The organism is Streptococcus sp. 9.1(2021), from assembly GCF_030466425.1.
GTDB lineage: Bacteria > Bacillota > Bacilli > Lactobacillales > Streptococcaceae > Streptococcus > Streptococcus wuxiensis.
The window spans coordinates 798,253-822,612 of the sequence record NZ_JAGQFU010000001.1 but is presented as its reverse complement, the minus strand read 5'-3'; the positions used below and the strand labels follow the sequence as shown (position 1 = coordinate 822,612).

At 40.1% G+C, this 24,360-nt stretch carries 27 protein-coding genes and 1 pseudogene; 24 read left to right on the top strand and 4 right to left on the bottom strand.

What is annotated here, in order from left to right:
• Positions 1 to 194: 194 nt before the first annotated feature.
• The 8 genes from pyrF to KBU52_RS03975 all read left to right on the top strand — a co-directional run bounded on the left by pyrF (position 195) and on the right by KBU52_RS03975 (position 8,614).
• Positions 195 to 896, top strand: a complete 702-nt coding sequence (gene pyrF / locus KBU52_RS04010; RefSeq protein WP_254724400.1) for an orotidine-5'-phosphate decarboxylase — start codon at positions 195 to 197, stop codon at positions 894 to 896.
• Between the two features lie 30 nt (positions 897 to 926).
• Positions 927 to 1,559 carry an orotate phosphoribosyltransferase gene (gene pyrE / locus KBU52_RS04005; RefSeq protein ID WP_254724399.1) on the top strand — a complete coding sequence of 211 codons (633 nt, stop codon included), beginning with the start codon at positions 927 to 929 and terminating at the stop codon, positions 1,557 to 1,559.
• Between the two features lie 243 nt (positions 1,560 to 1,802).
• Complete coding sequence (gene lctO / locus KBU52_RS04000) at positions 1,803 to 2,939, top strand: L-lactate oxidase (protein WP_254724398.1); 1,137 nt, start codon at positions 1,803 to 1,805, stop codon at positions 2,937 to 2,939.
• A 216-nt stretch (positions 2,940 to 3,155) separates the two neighbouring features.
• Positions 3,156 to 3,551 (top strand): CopY/TcrY family copper transport repressor, encoded by a 396-nt coding sequence (locus KBU52_RS03995; protein WP_254724397.1) that lies wholly within the window; start codon positions 3,156 to 3,158, stop codon positions 3,549 to 3,551.
• A 10-nt stretch (positions 3,552 to 3,561) separates the two neighbouring features.
• Complete coding sequence (locus KBU52_RS03990; protein WP_254724396.1) at positions 3,562 to 3,933, top strand: cupredoxin domain-containing protein; 372 nt, start codon at positions 3,562 to 3,564, stop codon at positions 3,931 to 3,933.
• 9 nt (positions 3,934 to 3,942) lie between these two features.
• Positions 3,943 to 6,165: a heavy metal translocating P-type ATPase gene (locus KBU52_RS03985; protein ID WP_254724395.1), complete on the top strand. Its 2,223-nt coding sequence runs from the start codon at positions 3,943 to 3,945 to the stop codon at positions 6,163 to 6,165.
• Between the two features lie 217 nt (positions 6,166 to 6,382).
• Entirely contained in the window at positions 6,383 to 8,158 is a 1,776-nt protein-coding gene (spxB, locus tag KBU52_RS03980) for a pyruvate oxidase (RefSeq protein WP_201087544.1), read from the top strand.
• A gap of 108 nt (positions 8,159 to 8,266) precedes the next feature.
• The gene (locus KBU52_RS03975) at positions 8,267 to 8,614 is read left to right on the top strand and encodes a VOC family protein (RefSeq protein WP_254724394.1); all 348 of its coding nucleotides are present in this window, start codon (positions 8,267 to 8,269) and stop codon (positions 8,612 to 8,614) included.
• Between the two features lie 177 nt (positions 8,615 to 8,791).
• On the opposite strand, the gene KBU52_RS03970 is transcribed toward KBU52_RS03975, so the two are convergent.
• On the bottom strand, positions 8,792 to 9,136 hold the full coding sequence (locus tag KBU52_RS03970) for a lipopolysaccharide assembly LapA domain-containing protein (protein WP_049503129.1): 345 nt from the start codon (positions 9,134 to 9,136) through the stop codon (positions 8,792 to 8,794).
• A gap of 322 nt (positions 9,137 to 9,458) precedes the next feature.
• On the opposite strand from KBU52_RS03970, the gene KBU52_RS03965 reads away from it, so the two are divergent.
• The 3 genes and pseudogenes from KBU52_RS03965 to manA all read left to right on the top strand — a co-directional run bounded on the left by KBU52_RS03965 (position 9,459) and on the right by manA (position 11,174).
• Positions 9,459 to 9,719, top strand: coding sequence for a SemiSWEET family transporter (locus KBU52_RS03965; RefSeq protein ID WP_025170330.1), 261 nt, complete (start codon positions 9,459 to 9,461; stop codon positions 9,717 to 9,719).
• Positions 9,720 to 9,953: 234 nt separating this feature from the next.
• Positions 9,954 to 10,109 (top strand): annotated as a pseudogene (locus tag KBU52_RS03960) (family 1 glycosylhydrolase); the annotation flags it as partial.
• 120 nt (positions 10,110 to 10,229) lie between these two features.
• Positions 10,230 to 11,174, top strand: a complete 945-nt coding sequence (gene manA / locus KBU52_RS03955) for a mannose-6-phosphate isomerase, class I (protein ID WP_254724393.1) — start codon at positions 10,230 to 10,232, stop codon at positions 11,172 to 11,174.
• 43 nt (positions 11,175 to 11,217) lie between these two features.
• Here manA and KBU52_RS03950 read toward each other — a convergent pair whose 3' ends face one another.
• From KBU52_RS03950 to KBU52_RS03940, 3 genes are all read right to left on the bottom strand, one after another.
• Positions 11,218 to 12,558 carry a sodium-dependent transporter gene (locus KBU52_RS03950; RefSeq protein WP_254724392.1) on the bottom strand — a complete coding sequence of 447 codons (1,341 nt, stop codon included), beginning with the start codon at positions 12,556 to 12,558 and terminating at the stop codon, positions 11,218 to 11,220.
• Positions 12,559 to 12,801: 243 nt separating this feature from the next.
• Positions 12,802 to 13,977: an NAD(P)/FAD-dependent oxidoreductase gene (locus KBU52_RS03945; RefSeq protein ID WP_254724391.1), complete on the bottom strand. Its 1,176-nt coding sequence runs from the start codon at positions 13,975 to 13,977 to the stop codon at positions 12,802 to 12,804.
• 57 nt (positions 13,978 to 14,034) lie between these two features.
• A complete protein-coding gene (locus KBU52_RS03940; protein WP_254724390.1) occupies positions 14,035 to 14,880 on the bottom strand; it encodes a DegV family protein in 846 nt (281 codons plus the stop codon).
• 124 nt (positions 14,881 to 15,004) lie between these two features.
• Here KBU52_RS03940 and KBU52_RS03935 point away from each other — a divergent pair, with 124 nt between their 5' ends.
• From KBU52_RS03935 to ssbA, 13 genes are all read left to right on the top strand, one after another.
• Positions 15,005 to 15,562 (top strand): TetR/AcrR family transcriptional regulator, encoded by a 558-nt coding sequence (locus KBU52_RS03935; protein ID WP_004252362.1) that lies wholly within the window; start codon positions 15,005 to 15,007, stop codon positions 15,560 to 15,562.
• 18 nt (positions 15,563 to 15,580) lie between these two features.
• Entirely contained in the window at positions 15,581 to 16,048 is a 468-nt protein-coding gene (locus tag KBU52_RS03930; protein ID WP_254724389.1) for a cytidine/deoxycytidylate deaminase family protein, read from the top strand.
• A gap of 88 nt (positions 16,049 to 16,136) precedes the next feature.
• Positions 16,137 to 16,766, top strand: coding sequence for a uracil phosphoribosyltransferase (upp, locus tag KBU52_RS03925; RefSeq protein ID WP_004252365.1), 630 nt, complete (start codon positions 16,137 to 16,139; stop codon positions 16,764 to 16,766).
• Positions 16,767 to 16,926: 160 nt separating this feature from the next.
• A complete protein-coding gene (clpP, locus tag KBU52_RS03920) occupies positions 16,927 to 17,517 on the top strand; it encodes an ATP-dependent Clp protease proteolytic subunit ClpP (RefSeq protein WP_004252366.1) in 591 nt (196 codons plus the stop codon).
• Between the two features lie 75 nt (positions 17,518 to 17,592).
• On the top strand, positions 17,593 to 17,862 hold the full coding sequence (locus KBU52_RS03915) for a YlbG family protein (protein ID WP_004252368.1): 270 nt from the start codon (positions 17,593 to 17,595) through the stop codon (positions 17,860 to 17,862).
• Between the two features lie 87 nt (positions 17,863 to 17,949).
• Positions 17,950 to 19,110, top strand: coding sequence for an ABC transporter substrate-binding protein (locus KBU52_RS03910; protein WP_195184153.1), 1,161 nt, complete (start codon positions 17,950 to 17,952; stop codon positions 19,108 to 19,110).
• A gap of 114 nt (positions 19,111 to 19,224) precedes the next feature.
• Positions 19,225 to 20,094: a branched-chain amino acid ABC transporter permease gene (locus tag KBU52_RS03905; protein ID WP_004252371.1), complete on the top strand. Its 870-nt coding sequence runs from the start codon at positions 19,225 to 19,227 to the stop codon at positions 20,092 to 20,094.
• Between the two features lie 3 nt (positions 20,095 to 20,097).
• Positions 20,098 to 21,054 (top strand): branched-chain amino acid ABC transporter permease, encoded by a 957-nt coding sequence (locus tag KBU52_RS03900; protein WP_195184154.1) that lies wholly within the window; start codon positions 20,098 to 20,100, stop codon positions 21,052 to 21,054.
• Positions 21,054 to 21,818 (top strand): ABC transporter ATP-binding protein, encoded by a 765-nt coding sequence (locus KBU52_RS03895; RefSeq protein WP_195184155.1) that lies wholly within the window; start codon positions 21,054 to 21,056, stop codon positions 21,816 to 21,818. The genes KBU52_RS03900 and KBU52_RS03895 overlap by 1 nt, the downstream gene beginning before the upstream one ends.
• Complete coding sequence (locus KBU52_RS03890; protein ID WP_006151996.1) at positions 21,818 to 22,528, top strand: ABC transporter ATP-binding protein; 711 nt, start codon at positions 21,818 to 21,820, stop codon at positions 22,526 to 22,528. Before KBU52_RS03895 ends, KBU52_RS03890 begins: the two co-directional genes overlap by 1 nt.
• A gap of 261 nt (positions 22,529 to 22,789) precedes the next feature.
• On the top strand, positions 22,790 to 23,446 hold the full coding sequence (locus KBU52_RS03885; protein WP_006148127.1) for a CBS domain-containing protein: 657 nt from the start codon (positions 22,790 to 22,792) through the stop codon (positions 23,444 to 23,446).
• 129 nt (positions 23,447 to 23,575) lie between these two features.
• On the top strand, positions 23,576 to 23,866 hold the full coding sequence (rpsF, locus tag KBU52_RS03880; RefSeq protein WP_002896497.1) for a 30S ribosomal protein S6: 291 nt from the start codon (positions 23,576 to 23,578) through the stop codon (positions 23,864 to 23,866).
• An 11-nt stretch (positions 23,867 to 23,877) separates the two neighbouring features.
• On the top strand, positions 23,878 to 24,348 hold the full coding sequence (gene ssbA, locus KBU52_RS03875) for a single-stranded DNA-binding protein SsbA (protein ID WP_254724388.1): 471 nt from the start codon (positions 23,878 to 23,880) through the stop codon (positions 24,346 to 24,348).
• Positions 24,349 to 24,360 lie beyond the last annotated feature (12 nt).

Below are 24,360 nucleotides of genomic sequence, written 5' to 3'. Positions count from 1 at the left end.
CGTTCAGTTACTTGTTTTTACTTGACAAGTACCGCTTTAAATAATAGAATAGTAAAAAACCTTTAAAGCAGTCCAGAGAGGCAGCTAAGGTTAGACGGTGAAAGGGTGGAGACTACCCATTTTTCGTGGAACCTTGCTGTAGGCAGGTTCCTTTTTTCATGCTCTCTAGCTCACAAAGGTAAAAGGAGAAAAGTATGCGTGAAGCTCGTCCAGTTATTGCTCTTGATTTTCCAAGTTTTGAGGCAGTCAAGCAATTTTTAGCTCTTTTTCCAGCAGGAGAGAGCCTCTATCTAAAGGTAGGTATGGAACTCTATTATGCTACAGGGCCTGAGATTGTTTCTTATCTAAAAGGTTTGGGACATAGTGTCTTTCTGGATCTCAAACTCCATGATATTCCAAATACAGTCAAATCAGCCATGAAGGTCTTGTCTCATCTTGGCGTTGATATGACAAACGTTCATGCAGCAGGTGGCGTAGAGATGATGAAGGCTGCGCGTGAAGGACTTGGGAAAGAAGCCAAATTGATTGCTGTCACTCAGTTAACTTCAACCTCTGAGGAGCAAATGAGAGAGTTTCAAAATATTCAAACCAGTCTTCAAGAATCGGTCATTCATTATGCTAAGAAAACCGCTGAAGCAGGTTTAGATGGAGTTGTTTGTTCAGCTCAAGAAGTGAAACTCATCAAAGAAGCTACTAGCCAAGACTTTATCTGTCTGACACCAGGTATTCGGCCTGCTGGAGCCGCTGTTGGAGACCAAAAACGAGTCATGACACCAGCAGATGCTTATCATATTGGTAGTGACTATATCGTTGTTGGACGCCCAATCACTCAAGCCACTGATCCAGTAGTAGCTTATCATGCTATCAAGGATGAATGGACACAAGACTGGAAATAAGAATAAAGTAAAAATACAAAGGAGAATCCCATGACACTTGCTAAAGACATTGCTAGCCATCTATTGAAAATTCAAGCCGTTTACCTCAAACCAGAAGAGCCCTTCACTTGGGCATCAGGAATCAAGTCACCAATTTATACGGACAACCGTGTAACACTTGCCTACCCAGAAACTCGAACTTTGATTGAGAATGGTTTTGTAGAAGCCATCAAGGAAGAATTCCCTGAGGTAGAAGTGATTGCAGGAACAGCGACTGCAGGTATTCCTCATGGTGCCATCATCGCTGACAAGATGAACCTGCCATTTACTTATATCCGCAGCAAACCAAAAGATCATGGCGCTGGGAATCAAATCGAAGGCCGTGTAGCCCAAGGTCAAAAAATGGTCGTTGTTGAAGATTTAATTTCAACTGGTGGGTCGGTTCTTGAAGCTGTAGCAGCTGCTAAACGTGAAGGAGCAGATGTGCTTGGCGTTGTGGCTATCTTCAGCTATCAATTACCAAAAGCAGATAAGAACTTTGCAGATGCTGGTGTCAAACTAGTGACTCTTTCAAACTACAGTGAGCTCATTCACCTAGCCCAAGAAGAAGGCTACATCACACCAGAAGGACTTGCTCTCCTCAAACGCTTTAAAGAAGACCAAGAAAATTGGCAAAATGTATAAATAGATAGACACTCAGGTATTCATAGAACTACCTGAGTTTTTTATTTAATGGAAGGTTTATAACCATAGTCTTTGTTTAGAGTAGGATAGGCGGAGTGAATCTGTATCATCTTTAACTTCTAGTTCTTAATCTGTTTACCTTTATGATAAAAAATATAGACAAATTTTTTGAAAACATTATGAAAAAGTTTTAAACTATTCTAGTAAACAAAAGTAAACGGTTACGTTTAAGGAGGACTATTGATGTCATATAGAACAAGCAATGCAGAAGGACCTGTAGATTTTATAAATACCTATGACTTGGAGCCTATGGCCCAACAAGTTATTCCCAAAGCTTCTTTTGGGTATATTGCAAGTGGTGCAGAGGACACTTTTACTTTGAGAGAGAATATCCGAGCTTTTAACCACAAACTCATTGTTCCTCATACGCTTTGTGATGTGGAAAACCCAAGCACAGAGATTGTATTTGATGGTGAAAAACTATCTTCACCAATCATTATGGCACCTGTTGCAGCCCATAAACTAGCTAATGAGCAAGGAGAAGTTGCGACTGCGCGTGGAGTACACGAGTTTGGTTCACTCTATACAACTAGCTCCTACTCAACAGTTGACCTGCCAGAAATTTCTCAAGCCCTTCAAGGGACACCTCATTGGTTCCAATTCTACTTTAGTAAAGATGATGGCATTAACCGTCACATTATGGATCGCGTCAAGGCAGAAGGTTATAAGGCTATTGTCTTAACTGCCGATGCGACAGTAGGAGGTAACCGTGAGGTAGACAAACGCAACGGTTTTGTGTTCCCAGTTGGCATGCCTATCGTAGAAGAATACCTACCTCAAGGTGCTGGTAAGTCAATGGACTATGTCTATAAATCAGCCAAACAGCGCCTATCTCCACGAGATGTAGAGTTTATCGCAGAATACTCAGGACTTCCTGTTTATGTCAAAGGTCCACAATGCCGTGAAGACGTTGAACGCTCACTGGATGCAGGGGCTTCAGGTATTTGGGTAACCAACCACGGTGGTCGACAAATTGATGGTGGACCGGCTGCTTTTGACTCGCTACAAGAAGTGGCTGAAGCAGTAAATAAACGTGTGCCAATCGTTTTTGACTCTGGTGTTCGTCGTGGTCAGCACGTCTTTAAAGCCTTGGCTTCTGGAGCTGACTTAGTAGCCATTGGACGACCTGTCATTTATGGCTTAGCCCTTGGTGGTAGTGTTGGTGTACGCCAAGTCTTTGAACATTTGAATGATGAATTGAAGACAGTTATGCAGTTATCTGGAACACAGACAATTGAAGATGTGAAACGATTCAAACTCCGTCACAACCCTTACAACCCAACCTTCCCAGTTGATCCTCGTGACTTAAAATTGTATTAGTAGTAAAACAAACCTCCACTCCATGTGGAGGTTTTTGAGTTATGTTTTTGTAAACATGAAAGAGAGTTTAAAAAGTGAACTTAACGAGTATATAAGAAAAAATTTTAATACATTTTAAACTATTTTAAAATTTTTAGGAAATTTAGTTGACAAATGTAGATTTTGAGAGTATACTGGTAATTGTAATTGACAAATGTAGATTTTGGAGGTGTGCTGATGCAGATTTCAGATGCAGAATGGCAGGTCATGAAGATTATCTGGATGCAGGGAGAACAGACTAGTACTGATCTCATAAAAGTATTAGAGAATAGGTTTAGCTGGTCCAAATCCACGATCCAGACACTCTTGGCTCGTTTGGTGGAGAAAGAATGTTTGACTCGGGAAAAACAGGGCAAGTCCTTTATCTATTCAGCCCTGTTGACACAGGAAGATAGCAAGAAGTTACTTGTCCAGGATATCAAAGACAAGGTTTGTTCCCGCAGGATCAAGCAGTTACTTGCTGATTTGATTGAAGAATGTGACTTTACCCTAGCCGACTTGGAAGGCTTGGAAGAAGTGATTTCAAAGAAAAAAGCAAGTGCTGTAACAGAAGTAAGATGTAATTGTATGTAAAGGAGACGCTATGTTAAATCTATTTGTATCTATTGTTGTTTTAGGAATGATTGCTTTTATCCTCTTTTGGTTTTTCAAAAAACCGCAAGAAGATGCTAAGAGAGCTCAAGAAAAGAATGGCTATCAAGAAATTCGAGTGGAAGTCATGGGGGGATACACTCCAGGAACTATTATCCTCAAAAAATCGCAACCAGCTCGTATTATTTTTGATCGAAAAGATCCTTCACCTTGCTTGGACCAAATCGTTTTCCCAGACTTTGGAGTGCATGCAGATCTGCCTATGGGAGACCAATATGTGGTTGAAATCACTCCTGAAGAAGCAGGTGAGTATGGTTTCTCTTGTGGCATGAATATGATGCACGGTAAGATGATTGTAGAATAGGAGAATGATATGACTGAAATTGTAAAAGCAAGTCTTGAAAATGGTGTTCAAAAAATCCGTATCACGGCAGACAAAGGCTACCATCCAGCCCACATTCAACTGCAAAAAGGGATTCCTGCTGAGATTACCTTTCATCGTGTGACACCTTCAAACTGTTATAAGGAAATTCTCTTCGAAGAAGAAGGGATTCTAGAACCAATCGCTCAAGATGAGGAAAAAGTCATTCGCTTTACGCCTCAAGACTTGGGTGAGCATGAATTTTCATGCGGCATGAAGATGCAAAAGGGGACATACACCGTTGTTGAAAAAACTAAAAAGTCTCTCAGTCTTTTACAGCGTTTTTGGATTACTAGTATCTTTACTGTGCCTCTTGTGATTCTCATGATTGGGATGTCTACAGGAGGAATTAGTCACCAAGTCATGCGTTGGGGCACCTTTTTAGCCACAACACCCATTATGCTGGTAGCTGGAGTTCCATATATCAGAAGCGCCTGGGCTAGTTTTAAAAAGCATAATTCCAACATGGATACCTTGGTTGCTCTGGGAACTCTAGTGGCCTATTTCTATAGCTTAGTTGCCCTCTTCACTGGTCTGCCCGTTTACTTTGAAAGTGCTGCATTTATCCTCTTCTTCATTCTTTTGGGAGCAGTTTTTGAGGAAAAAATGCGAAAAAATACTTCGCAGGCAGTCGAAAAATTATTAGACCTACAAGCAAAAACAGCAGAGGTTTTGCGTGATGATGTTTATGTTCAAATACCTCTAGAACAAGTCAAAGTTGGGGATCTCATTCGCGTTCGACCAGGTGAAAAAATTGCCGTTGATGGGACTGTGTTAGAAGGTGAAACGAGTATTGATGAATCAATGGTGACTGGGGAAAGTATTCCAGTCGATAAATCAGTTGGAGATGCTGTTATTGGGTCAACTATCAATAATAGTGGTACGATCATTTTTAGAGCCGAAAAAGTGGGCTCTGAGACTATGTTGGCTCAGATTGTGGACTTTGTGAAAAAAGCGCAAACGAGTCGTGCTCCTATTCAAGATTTGACAGACAAGATTTCTGGGATTTTTGTACCAGCAGTTGTCATTTTAGGACTTCTTACTTTTTGGATCTGGTTTGTTTTCCTAGGGGAAAGCTTTGTGACTTCACTTCTTTACGGAGTTGCTGTTTTGATTATTGCCTGCCCTTGTGCACTAGGACTCGCGACACCGACAGCACTCATGGTTGGAACAGGACGAAGTGCCAAGATGGGGATTCTTCTCAAAAATGGTACAGTTTTACAGGAAATCCAAAAAGTCCAAACGGTTGTTTTTGATAAGACAGGAACCTTGACCGAAGGGAAGCCAGTAGTGACAGATGTTATTGGTGATGAAAGAGAAGTGCTAAGTTTGGCTGCTTCACTGGAAGATGTATCTCAACACCCGCTAGCTCAAGCTATTGTTAATCGTGCGTCTGAACTAGGAATTAGCCTTTACCCAGTGGAAAACTTCCAAGCCTTGCATGGAAAAGGTGTGACTGGGATTATTAATGGTAAACAAGTCTTGCTGGGTAATGCTAAACTTTTAGCTGACCTTGCTATTCCACATGATTATCAAGAACGATTTGAATTGCTTGAGAAAGAAGCAAAAACAGTTGTCTTCCTATCCGTAGATGGTCAGTTAAAAGGCTTAATTGCCTTGCAGGATGTCCCTAAGGAAAATGCCAAAGAAGCTATTGCTAAATTGAAAAAACGTGGTCTTAGAACGGTCATGCTTACCGGAGATAATGCTGGAGTAGCGCATGCGATTGCAGAGCAAATTGGAATCGAAGAAGTAATCGCAAATGTCTTGCCAGAGGAAAAGGCACATGAAATTCACAAGCTTCAAAAGAATGGCAAATTGGCCTTTGTTGGAGATGGTATCAATGATGCGCCGGCCCTCAGTGTAGCCGATGTCGGAATTGCCATGGGCTCTGGTACAGATATTGCCATTGAATCAGCAGATCTTGTCCTTACAACCAACAATTTACTAGGATTGGCACGTGCTTTTGATATGAGTAAGAAGACCTTTAATCGTATTCTACTCAATCTTTTCTGGGCTTCTATCTATAACCTCATTGGTATTCCGATTGCAGCAGGAGTGTTTTCTGGTCTTGGTTTGGTACTCAATCCAGAACTTGCAGGATTGGCCATGGCCTTTAGTTCAGTATCTGTTTTAATCAGCTCTCTCATGCTTAATTTTACTAAAGTCGATTAAAAAGGCGGTCTTAACCGCTTTTTTCTATTCTAAAACAGATTTTCAAAACGCTTCCAAACTGTACTGTAATAGAGAATGAAAGTTTCTGAGCATATACTTAGAAATCTAAAATCAAATGTGATAAATTAGGATTGTAAATTTACTGAATCGTTTTCAAATAACATATAAAAGCGTTTTTTGTAAATATATGAAATTATTTTGAAGGAGAGTTATCATTATGACTCAAGGGAAAATTACTGCATCTGCAGCAATGCTCAACGTATTGAAAACATGGGGTGTAGATACGATCTACGGTATCCCATCTGGAACACTTAGCTCACTGATGGACGCTTTGGCTGAAGACAAAGATATCCGTTTCTTGCAAGTTCGTCACGAAGAAACTGGTGCTCTTGCAGCGGTTATGCAAGCTAAATTTGGTGGCTCTATCGGGGTTGCAGTTGGTTCAGGTGGACCTGGTGCGACTCACTTGATCAATGGTGTTTACGATGCAGCGATGGATAACACTCCATTCCTTGCTATCCTTGGATCACGTCCAGTTAACGAATTGAACTTGGATGCCTTCCAAGAATTGAACCAAAACCCAATGTACAACGGTATCGCTGTTTACAACAAACGTGTAGCTTACGCAGAACAATTACCAAAAGTAATCGACGAAGCTTGCCGTGCTGCCGTTTCTAAAAAAGGTCCAGCCGTTGTTGAAATTCCAGTAAACTTTGGTTTCCAAGAAATCGACGAAAACTCTTACTACGGATCAGGTTCTTATGAACGTCACTTTATCGCTCCTGCCTTGAACGAAGTGGAAATCGATAAAGCAGTTGAAATTTTGAACAATGCTGAACGCCCAGTGATCTACGCTGGTTTCGGTGGAGTTGGTGCGGGTGATGTGATCACTGAATTGTCTCGTAAAATTAAAGCACCAATCATTACAACTGGTAAAAACTTCGAGGCCTTCGAATGGAACTACGAAGGTTTGACAGGTTCTGCATACCGTGTTGGTTGGAAACCAGCCAACGAAGTGGTCTTTGAAGCAGACACTGTTCTTTTCCTTGGTTCAAACTTCCCATTTGCTGAAGTTTACGAAGCATTCAAGAACACTGAAAAATTCATCCAAGTGGATATTGACCCTTACAAACTTGGTAAACGTCACGCCCTTGACGCTTCAATCCTTGGTGACGCAGGTCAAGCAGCACAAGCTATTCTTGATAAGGTAAACCCAGTTGAGTCTACTCCATGGTGGCGTGCTAACGTGAAGAACAACCAAAACTGGCGTGATTACATGAACAAACTCGAAGGTAAAACTGAGGGTGAATTGCAATTGTATCAAGTTTACAATGCTATTAACAAATACGCTGACGAAGATGCTATCTACTCAATCGACGTCGGTGACACTACTCAAACATCTACTCGTCACCTTCACATGACACCTAAGAACATGTGGCGTACATCTCCACTCTTTGCGACAATGGGTATCGCCCTTCCTGGTGGTATCGCTGCTAAGAAAGACAATCCAGATCGCCAAGTATGGAACATCATGGGTGACGGTGCATTCAACATGTGCTACCCAGACGTTATCACAAACGTTCAATACGATCTTCCAGTTATCAACGTTGTCTTCTCAAATGGTAAATATGCCTTCATCAAGGACAAATACGAAGACACAAACAAACACTTGTTTGGTTGTGACTTCCCTAATGCTGACTATGCGAAAATCGCTGAAGCTCAAGGTGCTGTAGGATTTACAGTTGACCGTATCGAAGACATCGATGCAGTCGTTGCAGAAGCTGTTAAATTGAACAAAGAAGGTAAAACTGTTGTGATCGATGCTCGCATCACTCAACACCGTCCACTTCCAGTAGAAGTTCTTGAGTTGGATCCAAAACAACACTCAGAAGAAGCCATCAAAGCCTTCAAGGAAAAATACGAAGCTGAAGAGCTTGTACCATTCCGCCTCTTCTTGGAAGAAGAAGGATTGCAATCACGCGCAATTAAATAATTCCTCTCGCCGAAAATCAAAAGTAAACAGTGTAGATTTTATGCATTGATTTTCTTAGAGGGAAACTTAAAAGATCGGAGCAATCCGGTCTTTTTATGGAGATAGTAAATGAATTTAAATCAAATAGATATCATCGTTTCAAATGTTCCCCAAGTCTGTGCTGACTTGGAGCATATCTTGGATAAAAAGGCAGATTATGCTGATGATAGTTTTGCTCAGTTCACGATTGGCAGTCATTGTCTAATGTTATCCCAAAATCATTTGGTTCCTTTGGAAAACTTTCAGTCAGGAATCATTCTTCATATCGAGGTTGAGGATGTAGACGAGAACTACAAACGGTTGAAAGAGCTTGGTATCCAGGTTTTAAACGGCCCAGTTGTAACCGATTGGGGAACCGAATCCCTGTTAGTTGAAGGCCCTGCTGGTCTAGTGATTGATTTTTATCGTATGAAGTAGGAGGCGTGGTCATTTAACGTCAACCTTAGCTATTCTTAAAACAGAATATGAGAATATGAACTAATAAAAGATCGGAGTCATCCGGTTTTTTTTCTGTTATGCGATTTTCAGTCCGTCTCGTTCCATTAGGTGCGAGACAAAAAACCACCCGCTGACGGGTGGTTATGATTTCTACACTTATTGTTTGGCTTCCTGTTTTAATTGTTGCACCTGTTCCTTGTACTGGAGAAGCTCCTTGTCTTTTTTATGGATAGTCGTTTCTGCTTCAGCAATGCGGCTTTTCAGCTCTTGAGTCTTGCCATGGTGATAGCTAAAACCAATAGCACTACCAACAATGATCCCGATTACTAGACAAGTAAAAATCACCAAAATCAAGGGAGCAGATAGTTGTGTAAAGACAAGACTGACAGTTACTGTTTGACGATTGAGCAGACCAAAGGAGATCACAATGACTAATAAGATCAAACCGCCAATTAGATAAGCCTTATCTTTCAGTGACAATTCATTAAATTTTTTTAGCATAAGTTCCTTTTCTCCTGACTATGTTGATAGAAAATTACACACCATTTAGGTATTAACAAAATTCATTTTACTAGAAAATTTCGATACTGTCAATAATTTCTAACAGCTTATTTACCATCAATCGATTCATTGAAAAGGAGTATTCATTTTCTAATATTTGATTGACTAAACAGATCGGAGCAATCCAGTCTTTTTTCTGTTCCCTCTTTCTTCTCACAAGATTGTGATAGTTTACATCTTTATAACAAAAGCTTCAAAGTCTTGATTGTTTTGAAAGAAGATTATAAAATAAGATTCAGTAAAAATGAAATAGGTTTTGAAAATAACTGAAAAACAAATGAAAATGTTAGGTTGGGTAGCGACCTTTATGTCTGTTATGATGTATATGTCTTACTTCCCACAAATCATGGACAATCTGGCTGGTCAAAAAGGAAATTTCATTGAGCCCTTGGTTGCAGCGATCAACTGTAGTCTATGGGTCTACTACGGTCTTTTCAAAAAAGAAAGAGATATCCCCCTTGCAGCAGCGAATGCACCAGGTATTATTTTTGGCCTAGTAACCGCTATCACAGCTTTGATTTAAAAGGAACAGAGGAGACTAGTTTTCAGTCTTCTTTTTTTGTTTCCGGGGAGGCTATTTGCTTTTTCGAGAGGATAATTTTTTAAAAAACAATCTGATCAACTTAAATAGTAGAATAGTATCAGTATGTCACAGTATTTTATAAGAAAAGGTTTCAGAATGAGCTATAATATAAGTAAATGAACAAGCAAATAAGAAAGTTGAGTAGACTTATGACCGAAAAACTGACTTTTCCGGATGGTTTCGGCTGGAACAGGCGAAATGAACAAGCGCTATGGCTTTATCTATGTGGATCGAGATAACGCAGGAAATGGGACTCTCAAACGTAGCAAGAAGAAATCCTTCTACTGGTACAAGGATGTCATTGCCAGCAATGGTGCAAGCATTGAGTAGAGCACATTTGTTCACTATTTTTATAAAATCTTCTCCCTAATTTATAAGATGTGAAAAAGAGTTCAATTCGAACTCTTTTTTTGCTATAATGAGGGGAGAAAAATCAGACAGGAGATTGACATGTCAGAACCATTATTTTTACAATCAGTTATGCAAGAAAAAATTTGGGGAGGTACCAAGCTACGTGATGAGTTTGGTTACGACATCCCAAGTGAAAAAATCGGAGAATACTGGGCCATCTCAGCTCATCCAAATGGCGTTTCAAAGGTTGCAAATGGACGCTACGAGGGAACAGACCTAGCTACTTTGTATGCGGAACACCGTGAATTGTTTGGCAACCGTCCAGAACCTGTATTTCCACTTTTGACCAAAATACTCGATGCTAACGACTGGCTTAGCGTCCAAGTTCACCCAGACGATGCTTATGGACTAGAGCATGAAGGCGAACTTGGAAAAACAGAATGTTGGTACATCATCTCTGCGGATGAAGGTTCAGAGATTATCTACGGGCATAATGCCAAGTCAAAAGAAGAACTCCGTCAGCAAATCGAAGATAAGAACTGGGATGACCTGTTGACAAAAGTACCAGTTAAGGCTGGAGATTTCTTCTATGTACCAAGTGGCACCATGCATGCTATTGGTGCAGGCATCTTGATTCTTGAAACCCAACAGTCTAGTGATACCACCTATCGCGTCTACGACTTTGACCGCAAGGACGATAATGGAAACTTGCGTGAACTACACCTTGAAAAATCTATCGATGTCTTGAATATTGGTGAGCCTGCAAATAGCCGTCCTGTGACTGTCAAAGCTGATGATTTACGCTCAACTTTACTTGTCTCTAATGATTTCTTCGCAGTCTACAAGTGGGAAATCACAGGAAAAGTTGAATTTGAGAAGACGGCTGATTACAGCTTGTTGAGTGTCTTGGCTGGTCAAGGGAAACTGACTGTAGACGGAAAAGATTATCCAATCCAAAAAGGTAGTCACTTTATCTTGCCGAGTGATGTTGAAGCTTGGACCTTGGAAGGGCAAGGTCTAGAATTGATTGTTAGCCATCCATAAAAAGAAAAGACTTGAGAGATATTCTCAAGTCCTTTTTTTGTATTTACATAAATTGGGCGATAAAGACCACGATGATGATAATTGGAATGATGAAACGAAGAAGGAAAAGCCAGACTTGGAAAAGTCCTTGTTTCCATGGTGTTTCATCAAGATGCAATTCCTCCATAGCGAGTGCTTTTTTAAAGATAAAGCCTGTAAAAAGGGACAAGCAGAGAGCACCGAAAGGCATAAGGAGGTTGGAAACCAAGAAATCCATAGCGTCAAAGAAGGTCTTTCCAAAGATATGGACATCAGCCATCACACCATAGGATAGGGCCGAAGGGATACCAAAGACAAAAGTCAATACCCCTAAAATCATGCTCCACTTAGCACGCTTACGATTGTCTTGGTTGGTGATGTTACCAACATTGATCTCAAGCATAACGACTGAGGAAGTTATCGTCGCAAAGAGGAAAAGCAAGAGAAAGAGAATATAGAAAATAGTACCAAAAGGCATATTGTCAAAGAGTTGCGGCAAAACAATAAAGAGGAGACTTGGTCCACCTTCAGATTGGATATTAAAGGCTGACATAGCAGGGAAAATCGCAAGTCCCGCCATGATAGAAACTGAGATGTTCAAGGCTACGATAGACATTCCTGATTGGACCAGATTGGTCTTCTTGTCTAGGTAGGAAGCGTAGGTCAGCATGGCTGTAACTCCAAGAGATAGGGCAAAGAAAGATTGACCCAGTGCATAGAGAAGTCCAGCACTTGTTAGTTTTGAAAAGTCAGGTTTGAGGAAGTAAACGACGCCTTCCATAGCATTTGGCAAGCTAAGAGAACGCCCGATAATAATGACAAAGATGATAAAAAGTAGGGGCATCATAACCTTTGATGCTCTTTCAATACCTTTTTGAACGCCGTGTGAAACAATGAAAATGTTCAAGAAGATAAAGGCTGCTTGGGCTCCTAAAGCAATAACTGGATTAGAAATGATGGACGAGAATTGCTGGGCATAATCTCCATTTCCGATTAGGTGGAATAATCTTCCAATCTCGATACCAAGGTATACCAGAATCCAACCCCCAATGACACTATAAAATGAGAGAAGGATGAAAAGAGCAAAGGCACCAATCCAACCAATAAAGTTGTACTTGTGATTGTTGCCAAGTTTTCCAAAAGTTTTGATTGCTGACACGCCAGCGCTTCGACCAAGGGCAAACTCAGCCAGTAGAAGAGGGAAACCAATTAAAATTGTCGAGATAAGAAAGACCAGTAAGAAACCTCCCCCACCATTGGCAGCGGTCATATAAGGGAACTTCCAAACAGCTCCAAGGCCAATAGCAGAACCAGCAGATGCAAGGATGAAGCCCAGTTTTGAGCCCCATTGCGATTTTTCAGACATCGTTAAAACTCCAATCTATTTTTAAAATAAGAAAAGGCTACTTGAGTTGTCAAATAGCCCTCTCTCAATTGCTCTTTAAGAGCCTTTTATTTGATTGATAGACTTGATTATCCTATCATGTTTTCTGAAACCTGTCAAGAAAGCGATTTTCGTTTTTCTTGATAAGATATTGGGTCTAAAAGCAAAACTTTACATTGTAAAAAAATCGGCGGAGTAATCTCTGCCGATTTCTTACTTTAAAGTTTAATCATAATGTAGACTTCCTGCCACCCATCCGGTACAGAGGGCGGAAGTAATGTTAAAGCCACCTGTGTGGGCATTGATATCTAGTACCTCGCCAGCAAAGTGAAGTCCAGGAACCAATTTACTTTCTAGCGTTTTAGGATTGATTTCCTTGAGGCTGACCCCTCCCTTAGTCACAAAGGACTTGGCAAGGGACATCTTCCCTGTTACAGGAATCTTGAGGGACTTGATAGACTGGATAAGTTGGTCCCGTTCTTTTTCAGTTAGCTGTTTAACTTTTTCAGGGTATCCTTGGACAAAGAATTCTGCCAAGCGTTCTGGCAACAAAGATTTCAAGGTATTTTTTAAGGATTTTTCACGGTTTTCTTCTAGAAAATTTATTAAGTCGCCTTCAGAAAGTTGTGGCAAGACATCTAAAGATAGGATTTCGCCACCCTTGACAAAGCTTGACATACGCAGAGCAGCGGGACCAGATAAACCAAAGTGGGTAAAAAGCAGATCATGAGTAATGACGTGCTTGCCATAACTGAGAGTCACATCGTCTAGCGAAATTCCCTGCAAGGCCTTGTGCGGAAAATCTGTCAATAAGGGACTTTCAGCAGCCTCAAGTTCGGTAATGGTGTGTTTGAAATGACGGGCAATCTCGTGACCAAAACCAGTCGAACCAGTCGAAGGATAAGACTTACCACCTGTTGTGACGATGAGTTTATTACAAGTGAAGGTCTGGTCTGCGGACTTAAGGACAAACTGGTCGTCTATCTTTTTAACCGAAACAATCTCTGTTTGAGTGGCAATTTGCCCGCCTAGTTCCGTAATTTTCTTCTCCAGAGCCTCGATTATGGTTCGCGATTTATCGCTGACTGGGAAGACACGTCCGTGGTCTTCAACCTTGAGTTTAACACCATTTTCCGTGAAAAAATTAATGATATCATGGTTATCAAACTGTGAGAAGACACTGTATAGGAATCGCCCATTTCCAGGGATGCCAGCGAGTAGATCGTCTAGAGTTCCGTTGTTAGTCACGTTACAGCGACCACCGCCAGTTCCAGCTAATTTTTTCCCAAGTTTTCGATTTTTTTCGATGAGTAGAGTTTTCTGACCATAAAAACTACTGGAAATCGTAGCCATCATGCCAGCAGGTCCACCACCGATGACAATAGTATCAAAATGTTTCATAGCTCTATTGTACCATAAAAAACAAGAGATGCTTGGCATCTCTTGTTGCTTATAATCTTAGTTAATTTCATATCCCATGAGAAGCCCGCCTTCTTCCGCATAGAAACTGCAGAGTCCAGAAGTTGGGATGATTTTAATGTCAGCTTGTGGGTATTTTTCTCGTAAGAGCTCTGAGAGCTGTTGGCAGAATTTTTCATTGCTGCGGTGAGCCATGACGATACGCCCACCAGCATAGCCAGCTTTGATCAACTCTTCATAGGCAGCCTGAAGGGACTTTTTAGCACCACGAGCTTTTTGGAGGAGTTCCAAGGTTCCAGTTTCGCTTGCTTCACCAACCATACGAATATTGAGGAGCCCGACAACTGTACCGATAAGCTTACTCAATCGACCGTTTTTAACCAGGTTATCCACTTTAGCAAGAATGAACAACAACTTCGTTTTTTCTTGGTAAGTAGTAATCACTTCAACGACTTCTTCAAAAGAAAGTCCTTGTTTGATCAAATCATTGATCTTTTCGACGATTAGGTCAACTTCCCCACCAGCTGATAAGCTATCGATGACATGAATCTGAGTATCAGGGTGTTCTTCGAGATAGATATTCTTAGCTAATTGAGCACTATTGTGGCTACCAGAGAGAGTTCCAGTGATAGTCACTACAAAAATATGTTTGGCACCTTCGAATGCTCGTAAGTAATCATCAGGACTAGGGCAGGCTGATTTTGAAGCTTCAGAAGTCGCATACATAGTTTCCATCATCTTATCGATATCCAGATTGGCATCATCGACAAAGACTTGATCTGCTACCTGAATCTTTAAGGGAACACTGACAAATTCAGTATCAAAAGCAAGGTTTTCCAGCTGGCGATAATCACAACCAGAGTCAGCTACAATCTTCCAAGTCATAGAAATTCTCCATCTTTATCACTTATACATTGACAAAGGTTCTGTCTTTTTTTACAATTATATCATGAAAGCCCTTGAAACAAAAGTAGTACCTCTCTGTTGTCACAAGTAGAAAGAAATTGTTATGTCTGAACGTAAAATATCTGAAAAATCGCTTGAAAACCTTAGAAAATCAAATCAAGAATCTAATTTGCTAACCAGAGAAGCGATTGAAACAGCTCTTTTGCAACTCTTGGAGAAAAAGGAGTTGGCCAAGATTAGCATTTCTGAGTTAGTCAAGCGTGCTGGCGTTTCTCGTGCAGCTTTTTATCGAAACTATGATTCAAAAGAAGAGATTTTAGAAAGTGTCTTTAAACGTAGCGTTCATAACATCATGGAGCAATTGAGTCATTACGATGTTAAAACAGACCTTTATCTCGTATGGGTTCACCTCTTTAGAGAAGCCAAGAAAGAAGCCAAAGTTATTCAGCTTGCCCTAGACTATCACTTAGAAAAAATCTTTGTGCAAGCCATGCAAGAATTTCTAGAAAAATACTATGGAAAATCAAAAGGAGTCAGCTCTTACCTGCATTCTTTTTGGAGTTCGGCCATCGTATCGGTCTTGCTTAAATGGATCAAGGATGGGATGAAGGTTCCTGCTGAAAAAATCGCAGATCTACGCCTGCCATTTTTCAAAAAATAAAACATGAGGAGAAATGCTATGACAGAAAAAAGACTAGCTTGGGATGAGTATTTTGCTGCTCAAGCCCTATTGATTGCCAATCGCTCAACCTGTAAACGTGCCAAGGTAGGAGCAGTTTTAGTCAAGGATAACAAGGTTATTTCAACAGGTTATAATGGTTCTGTATCAGGAACAGAGCATTGTATCGATCATGACTGTCTGGTGATTGAAGGCCACTGTGTCCGCACTCTTCATGCAGAAGTGAATGCTATCTTACAAGGGTCAGAGCGTGGCGTTCCAAAAGGTTTCACAGCCTATGTCACTCATTTTCCATGCCTTAACTGTACCAAGCAGTTACTACAAGTAGGATGTGAGCGTGTGGTTTATATTAATCAATATCGCATGGACGATTATGCCCAATACCTTTATCAAGAAAAAGGGACAGAATTAACACATTTGCCACTTGAGACAGTTCAAGCAGCTCTTCAAGCAGCAGATTTGATCTAGAGTTATAAAAAAATAAATGGTTTAGAAAGATTTTTAAACCATTTTTTGGTATAATAAGAAGAATAAATTGAAAGAAGGAATTCAGAAAATGGGAAAACTTGAAGTTATTAATCATCCACTGATTCAACACAAATTATCAATCTTGCGTCGCACTGACACTTCTACAAAAGCTTTTCGTGAACTAGTAGACGAGATTGCCATGTTGATGGGATATGAAGTGCTTCGTGATCTTCCACTTGAAGATGTAGAAATCGAAACACCGATTACAAAAACAGTTCAAAAACAGTTGGCTGGTAAAAAATTGGCAATTGTCCCAATCTTGCGTGCAGGTATTGGTATGGTTGATGGACTATTGAGTTTGGTTCCAGCAGCAAAAGTTGGTCACATTGGTATGTACCGTGACGAAGAAACCCTTCAACCAGTAGAATACTTGGTAAAATTACCTGAAGATATTGACCAACGTCAAATTTTTGTAGTTGATCCTATGCTTGCAACAGGTGGATCAGCGATTTTGGCTGTTGACTCCCTCAAAAAACGTGGAGCTTCAAACATCAAGTTTGTCTGCCTTGTATCAGCTCCAGAGGGTGTGAAGGCACTTCAAGCAGCACACCCTGATGTAGAAATCTTTACAGCAGCTTTGGATGAACGCTTGAACGAACATGGTTACATCGTTCCAGGTCTTGGAGATGCTGGAGACCGCTTGTTCGGAACAAAATAAGATTCTAAAGTGATATTGAGACTAAAGCCTAGTCTTAGTTTTGAAAGGAGGTTGAATTTTTGTATCTGTTAGTAGGATAGAGCAAAAATTTGACCTTTTTTGACCAAAGATATATAATAATCCTATTAATAAAGAAATTAGAAATCAAAAGGAGAAATGAATGATTCCTGTAGTTATTGAACAAACAAGTCGTGGAGAACGCTCGTATGACATTTACTCACGTCTTCTTAAGGACCGCATTATCATGTTGACTGGACCAGTCGAAGACAATATGGCAAACTCAGTTATCGCCCAATTGCTTTTCTTGGATGCCCAAGATAGTACAAAAGATATTTACCTTTATGTAAACACTCCTGGAGGTTCTGTATCAGCTGGTTTGGCAATCGTTGATACTATGAACTTTATCAAGGCAGATGTCCAAACTATCGTTATGGGAATGGCAGCCTCAATGGGGACTGTCATTGCATCAAGTGGAGCAAAGGGTAAACGTTTCATGCTTCCAAATGCAGAATACATGATTCACCAACCAATGGGTGGTACAGGTGGTGGTACTCAGCAGACTGATATGGCCATCGCTGCTGAACACTTACTTAAAACTCGTAAAACTTTGGAGCAAATCCTAGCAGATAACTCTGGCAAATCTGTTGAGCAAATCCATAAAGATGCTGAACGTGATTACTGGATGAGCGCTCAAGAAACTCTTGACTACGGTTTTATTGACGAAATTATGGCTAATAATTCTTTGAATTAAACTATTAAAGCAAGCTCGACTGAGCTTGTTTTTTTTGATATAATAGAAGGAAGATTGTTAGAAGGAAGTTGAATTATGTTTCAAAAAGAGAATCGGTCTGGTCTGATTATCTATTTATACTATAATCGCGATGCTAAAAAACTCGCAAATTATGGTGATATTTGTTACCACTCAAAAAAACATCGTTACCTACAACTTTATGTCCCAACAGAGGAAGTAGAAGAGCTGGTAAATCGTTTAGGAAAAGAGAAATTTATCAAGAAAGTGAGAGTTTGTCATATCCAAGAATTGGAAACTCCTTTCGTTGGGAACCTATATAAAACTAGCGAAAACGTTATCATTTAAAAAGTGAGAGAAACTTGTTGACAATTTTCTGATAATTCGGTATATTCTTAACATGTAATTTAAATTGAACATTAAAAGGAGATAAACATGAAGAAAAAATTTGCATTGTCACTTGTAGCTCTTGCAAGTACAGCTCTTTTAGCAGCTTGTGGGGAAGTGAAGTCAGGAGCTTCAAACACAACTGGTAACCCAATCGATGAAAAAGTTGTAAAAATTGGTTTCAACTTCGAAGAAACTGGTGCTGTAGCATCTTACGGTACTTCTGAGCAAAAGGGTGCTCAACTTGCAGTTGATGAAATCAACGCAGCAGGTGGTATCGATGGAAAACAAATCGAAGTAGTCGACAAAGATAACAAATCTGAAACTGCTGAAGCTGCTTCTGTTTCAACAAACCTTGTGACTCAATCTAAGGTAGCAGCTATCGTAGGACCTGCGACTTCAGGTGCAACTGCAGCGGCAGTAGCAAATGCTACACAAGCTGGAGTCCCATTGATTTCTCCAAGTGCTACTCAAGATGGTTTGACAAAAGGTCAAGATTTCCTCTTCATCGGAACATTCCAAGATAGTTTCCAAGGAAAAATCATCTCAAACTACGTTTCAAACAAATTGAACGCTAAGAAAGTGGTCTTGTATACAGATAACTCAAGTGACTACGCTAAAGGTATTGCAAAATCTTTCCGTGATTCATTCACAGGTGAAATCGTAGCAGATGAAACATTTGTATCAGGTGATACAGACTTCCAAGCAGCTTTGACAAAAATCAAAGATAAAGACTTTGATGCAATCGTATTGCCAGGTTACTACACAGAAGCTGGTAAGATTGTAAACCAAGCTCGTGGTATGGGAATTGATAAGCCAATCATCGGTGGTGACGGATTTAACGGTGCAGAATTTGTTCAACAAGCAACTGCTGAACGCGCATCAAATATCTACTTCATCTCAGGATTCTCAACTACTGTTGATGTTTCAGATAAAGCAAAAGCCTTCCTTGAAGCTTATCGTGCAAAATATAACGAAGATCCTTCAACATTTGCAGCTCTTGCTTATGACTCAGTTTACCTTGTAGCTAATGCAGCAAAAGGTGCAAAAACTTCAGTTGATATCAAGAACAATCTTGCTAAAACACAAAACTTCGAAGGTGTTACAGGTCAAACAAGCTTTGATGCAGATCATAACACTGTGAAAACAGCCTTCATGATGACCATGAATAATGGTAAAGTAGATGCGGCAGAAGTCGTAAAACCATAATTTTATAGATATCGTAAATGGGGAATGAGCTTTTACTCACTCCCTGTTTCGGTATTTATAAAGGGATTATTTTTTATAAAATCCTAAAAATAAAACTTAGAAAGAGTGAACCATATGCTTCAACAACTTGTCAATGGTTTAATCTTGGGTAGTGTCTATGCCTTGCTAGCCCTGGGTTATACTATGGTTTATGGAATTATCAAGCTTATTAACTTTGCCCATGGTGATATCTATATGATGGGTGCCTTCATGGGTTATTTCTTGATTAATGCCCTCCATTTAAATTTCTTTTTAGCCTTAATTTTGTCCATGATTGGTTCAGCAATTCTCGGTGTTATCATCGAGTTTCTAGCCTACCGTCCACTCCGACATTCAACTCGTATCTCTGTATTGATTACTGCTATCGGGGTATCCTTCTTGCTTGAGTATGGAATGGTCTATCTAGTAGGTGCCAATACACGTGCCTTCCCTCAAGCAATCCAAACAGTTCGTTATGACTTGGGTCCAATCAGTCTAACAAATATTCAATTGTTGATTTTGACGGTTTCGATTGTTTTGATGATTCTTTTGCAACTCATCGTGCAAAAAACAAAAATGGGGAAAGCCATGCGTGCCGTATCTGTAGATAGTGATGCAGCTCAGTTAATGGGGATCAACGTAAACCGTACAATCAGTTTCACCTTTGCCTTAGGTTCAGCTCTGGCTGGTGCAGCAGGTGTCTTGATTGCCCTTTACTACAACTCTCTTGAACCATTGATGGGAATGACTCCGGGTATTAAATCATTCGTGGCTGCCGTTTTAGGTGGAATCGGTATTATTCCTGGTGCAGCTCTTGGAGGTTTTGTAATCGGACTATTGGAAACTTTTGCAACAGCCTTCGGAATGTCAGATTTCCGTGATGCTATCGTGTACGGAATCTTGCTATTGATCTTGATTGTTCGTCCAGCTGGTATCCTTGGTAAGAATGTGAAAGAGAAGGTGTAAACAATGAAAGAAAATTTAAAAGTTAATATTCTCTGGTTGCTCCTTTTGTTGCTTGGATATGGTGTGATTAGCTTATTAGTTTCGTTTGGTATTTTAAACCTTTTCCATATTCAGATTTTAGAACAAATCGGTATCAATATTATTCTTGCAGTAGGACTTAACCTTATCGTTGGTTTTTCTGGTCAATTTTCTCTTGGACATGCTGGGTTCATGGCTATCGGTGCCTATGCAGCAGCCATTATTGGTTCTAAATCTCCAACTTATGGTGCCTTTTTTGGAGCTATGTTGCTTGGTGCTATCATTGCTGGTTTGGTTGCCTTGGTCGTTGGAATTCCTACCCTTCGTTTGAAGGGGGACTACCTTGCAGTTGCGACACTTGGGGTTGCTGAAATTATCCGTATCCTAATCGTCAATGGTGGTGATTTAACAAACGGAGCTGCTGGTATCCTTGGTATTCCAAACTTTACTAATTGGCAAATGGTATACATTTTTGCCGTGATTACGACACTTGCAACGCTGAATTTCCTTCGTAGTCCAATCGGTCGTTTAACCTTGTCTGTTCGTGAAGATGAAATTGCAGCTGAATCTGTCGGGGTCAATACAACAAAAATCAAAATTATCGCATTTGTCTTTGGAGCTATGACTGCAAGTATTGCAGGTTCCCTTCAAGCAGGATTTATCGGTTCTGTTGTGCCAAAAGATTATAGCTTTATCAACTCTATCAACGTTTTAATTATCGTTGTATTTGGTGGCTTGGGATCAATTACAGGAGCAATTGTCGCTGCGATTGTTCTTGGTATTTTGAATATGTTCCTTCAAGATGTGGCTAGCGTTCGTATGATTATCTATGCTTTGGCCTTGGTACTCGTTATGATTTTCAGACCAGGTGGTCTTCTTGGAACCTGGGAATTGAGCCTATCAAGACTCTTTAAAAAAGGTAAGAAGGAGGGACAAAACTAATGGCATTACTTGAAGTAAAACAGTTAACCAAGCATTTTGGTGGTCTGACTGCTGTTGGAGATGTAACTCTAGAATTGAACGAAGGTGAACTTGTTGGCTTGATTGGACCGAACGGAGCTGGGAAAACAACTCTTTTCAACTTGCTGACAGGAGTTTATGAACCAAGCGAAGGAACAGTAACCTTAGATGGCCACTTATTAAATGGTAAGCAACCTTATAAAATCGCATCTCTTGGTTTAGGGCGTACCTTCCAAAACATTCGTCTCTTTAAAGACTTGACAGTTTTGGATAACGTTCTTATTGCATTTAGTAACCATCACAAACAACATGTTTTTGCAAGTTTCTTGCGTTTACCAGCTTTTTATAAGAATGAAAAAGAATTAAAAGCTAAAGCCTTAGAATTACTAAAAATCTTTGATTTAGATGGTGATGCTGAAACCTTAGCTAAAAACTTAGCCTATGGCCAACAACGTCGTTTGGAAATTGTTCGTGCCCTTGCCACTGAACCTAAAATCCTCTTCTTGGATGAGCCTGCAGCAGGTATGAACCCACAAGAAACTGCAGAATTGACTGAGTTGATTCGTCGCATCAAGGATGAATTCAAGATCACTATCATGCTGATTGAACATGATATGAACTTGGTCATGGAAGTCACTGAACGTATCTACGTACTTGAGTACGGTCGTTTGATTGCTCATGGGACACCAGATGAAATCAAGAACAATAAACGAGTTATCGAAGCTTATCTTGGAGGTGAAGCCTAATGTCTATGTTAAAAGTTGAAAACCTCTCAGTACACTACGGCATGATTCAAGCTGTACGTGATGTGAGCTTTGAAGTCAATGAAGGGGAAGTTGTTTCTCTTATCGGTGCTAACGGTGCTGGTAAAACAACTATCCTTCGTACCCTATCAGGCCTTGTTCGTCCAAGCTCTGGTCGAATTGAATTTTTGGGACAAGAAATCCAAAAGATGCCTGCGCAAAAGATTGTGGCATCAGGACTTTCTCAAGTACCAGAAGGACGTCATGTCTTCCCTGGTTTGACTGTTTTGGAAAACTTGGAGATGGGAGCCTTTCTTAAGAAAAATCGTGAAGAGAATCAAGCAAATTTGAAGAAAGTCTTCTCTCGTTTCCCTCGTTTGGAAGAACGTAAAAATCAAGATGCGGCTACTCTATCTGGTGGTGAACAGCAGATGCTTGCCATGGGACGTGCACTCATGTCAACGCCTAAACTACTTTTATTAGATGAACCATCAATGGGTCTTGCTCCGATTTTTATCCAAGAAATTTTTGATATCATCCAAGATATTCAAAAACAAGGAACAACAGTTCTCTTGATTGAGCAAAATGCTAATAAAGCACTAGCTATCGCTGACCGAGGATATGTTCTTGAAACAGGAAAGATTGTCCTATCAGGAACAGGAAAAGAACTCGCAGCATCAGACGAAGTCAGAAAAGCATATCTAGGTGGCTAAAAAGGTCTGGGGGACCTTTTTAGTCGGCGGATAAAAATTGCGTCAGCAATTAACATCTAGTCTGGGGGACCTTTTTAGTCGGCGGATAAAGATTGCAAAGCAATCATACAATCTACATAAGTATAAGATTAAGGGCTCTAAGTTGAGCTCTTTTTCGTAAACTCCTTCAGATTTTTCTGAATCTTGAAAAAGAAATGAAAGCGTTTGATAGCTTTCCGTAAAAAGTGTATAATAAAACTATAAACATAAAGGAGATTTCCTATGGCAGTTAAAGATTTTATGACACGCAAGGTCGTTTATATCAGTCCTGATACAACTGTTGCACACGCAGCAGATTTGATGCGCGAACAAGGCTTGCACCGTCTCCCTGTTATTGAGAATGATAAATTAGTAGGCTTGGTAACAGAAGGGACAATCGCTGAAGCTAGTCCTTCAAAAGCGACTAGTCTTTCAATCTTCGAGATGAATTATCTACTTAATAAGACAAAAGTAAAAGACGTCATGATTCGAGATGTTGTTACTGTCTCAGGCTATGCAAGTTTAGAAGATGCAACTTATCTCATGCTTAAAAATAAGATTGGAATTTTGCCAGTTGTTGACAATGGACAATTGTATGGAGTCATTACAGATCGTGATGTATTCAGTGCCTTTCTTGAAATCGCTGGTTATGGTGAAGAGGGAATCCGTGTTCGTTTTATCACAGAAAATGAAGTTGGAGTTTTAGGTAAGATAGTTTCTTTAATCGTTGAAGAAAATCTTAATATCTCTCATACTGTTAACATTCCACGTAAGGATGGTAAAATTGTTATTGAAGTACAAATTGAGGGAAGCATTGATCTTTCATCATTGAAAAAGAAATTTGAGGATGAAAATATTCTCGTAGATGAAATTACAAAAACTTCTGCAAAAAAACTCTAAAAAGAAAAATATAACTTACTTTAAGCTTGCGAAAAAAACTTTTTTCTAGTATAATAGTTTATTGTGAGCAAACCTCACTTACCCCTTGCAAAGGCTTGGGGTCATTAGACCAAAAGGAGGAACATATCAATGGCTAAATACGAAATTCTTTATATTATTCGTCCAAACATTGAAGAAGAAGCGAAAAACGCTTTGGTAGCACGTTTTGACTCTATCTTGACTGACAACGGTGCAACTGTTGTTGAATCAAAAGATTGGGAAAAACGTCGTCTTGCATACGAAATCCAAGATTTCCGTGAAGGACTTTACCACATCGTTAACGTTGAAGCAAACGACGACGCAGCTCTTAAAGAGTTTGACCGTCTTTCAAAAATCAACGCTGACATTCTTCGTCACATGATCGTCAAACTTGACGCGTAAGAAGGTAGATTATGATTAACAATGTTGTACTTGTAGGGCGTATGACACGTGACGCTGAGTTACGTTATACCCCATCAAATGTAGCAGTTGCGACTTTTACTCTTGCAGTAAACCGTACATTCAAGAGTCAAAATGGCGAACGTGAGGCTGATTTTATCAATGTCGTTATGTGGCGCCAACAGGCTGAAAATCTTGCTAACTGGGCTAAAAAAGGCTCACTTATTGGGGTTACAGGTCGTATTCAGACTCGTAGTTACGATAACCAGCAAGGACAACGTGTCTACGTGACAGAAGTCGTAGCTGAGAATTTCCAAATGTTGGAAAGCCGTAGTGCTCGTGAAGGACAAAGTGGTGGAGCTTATTCTGCACCAACTGCGAATCATGCAGCAGCTACAAATTCAGTACCAGACTTTTCACGTGATGAAAATCCATTTGGATCAACCAATCCTTTGGATATTTCAGATGATGATTTACCATTCTAATGGACAATTAAT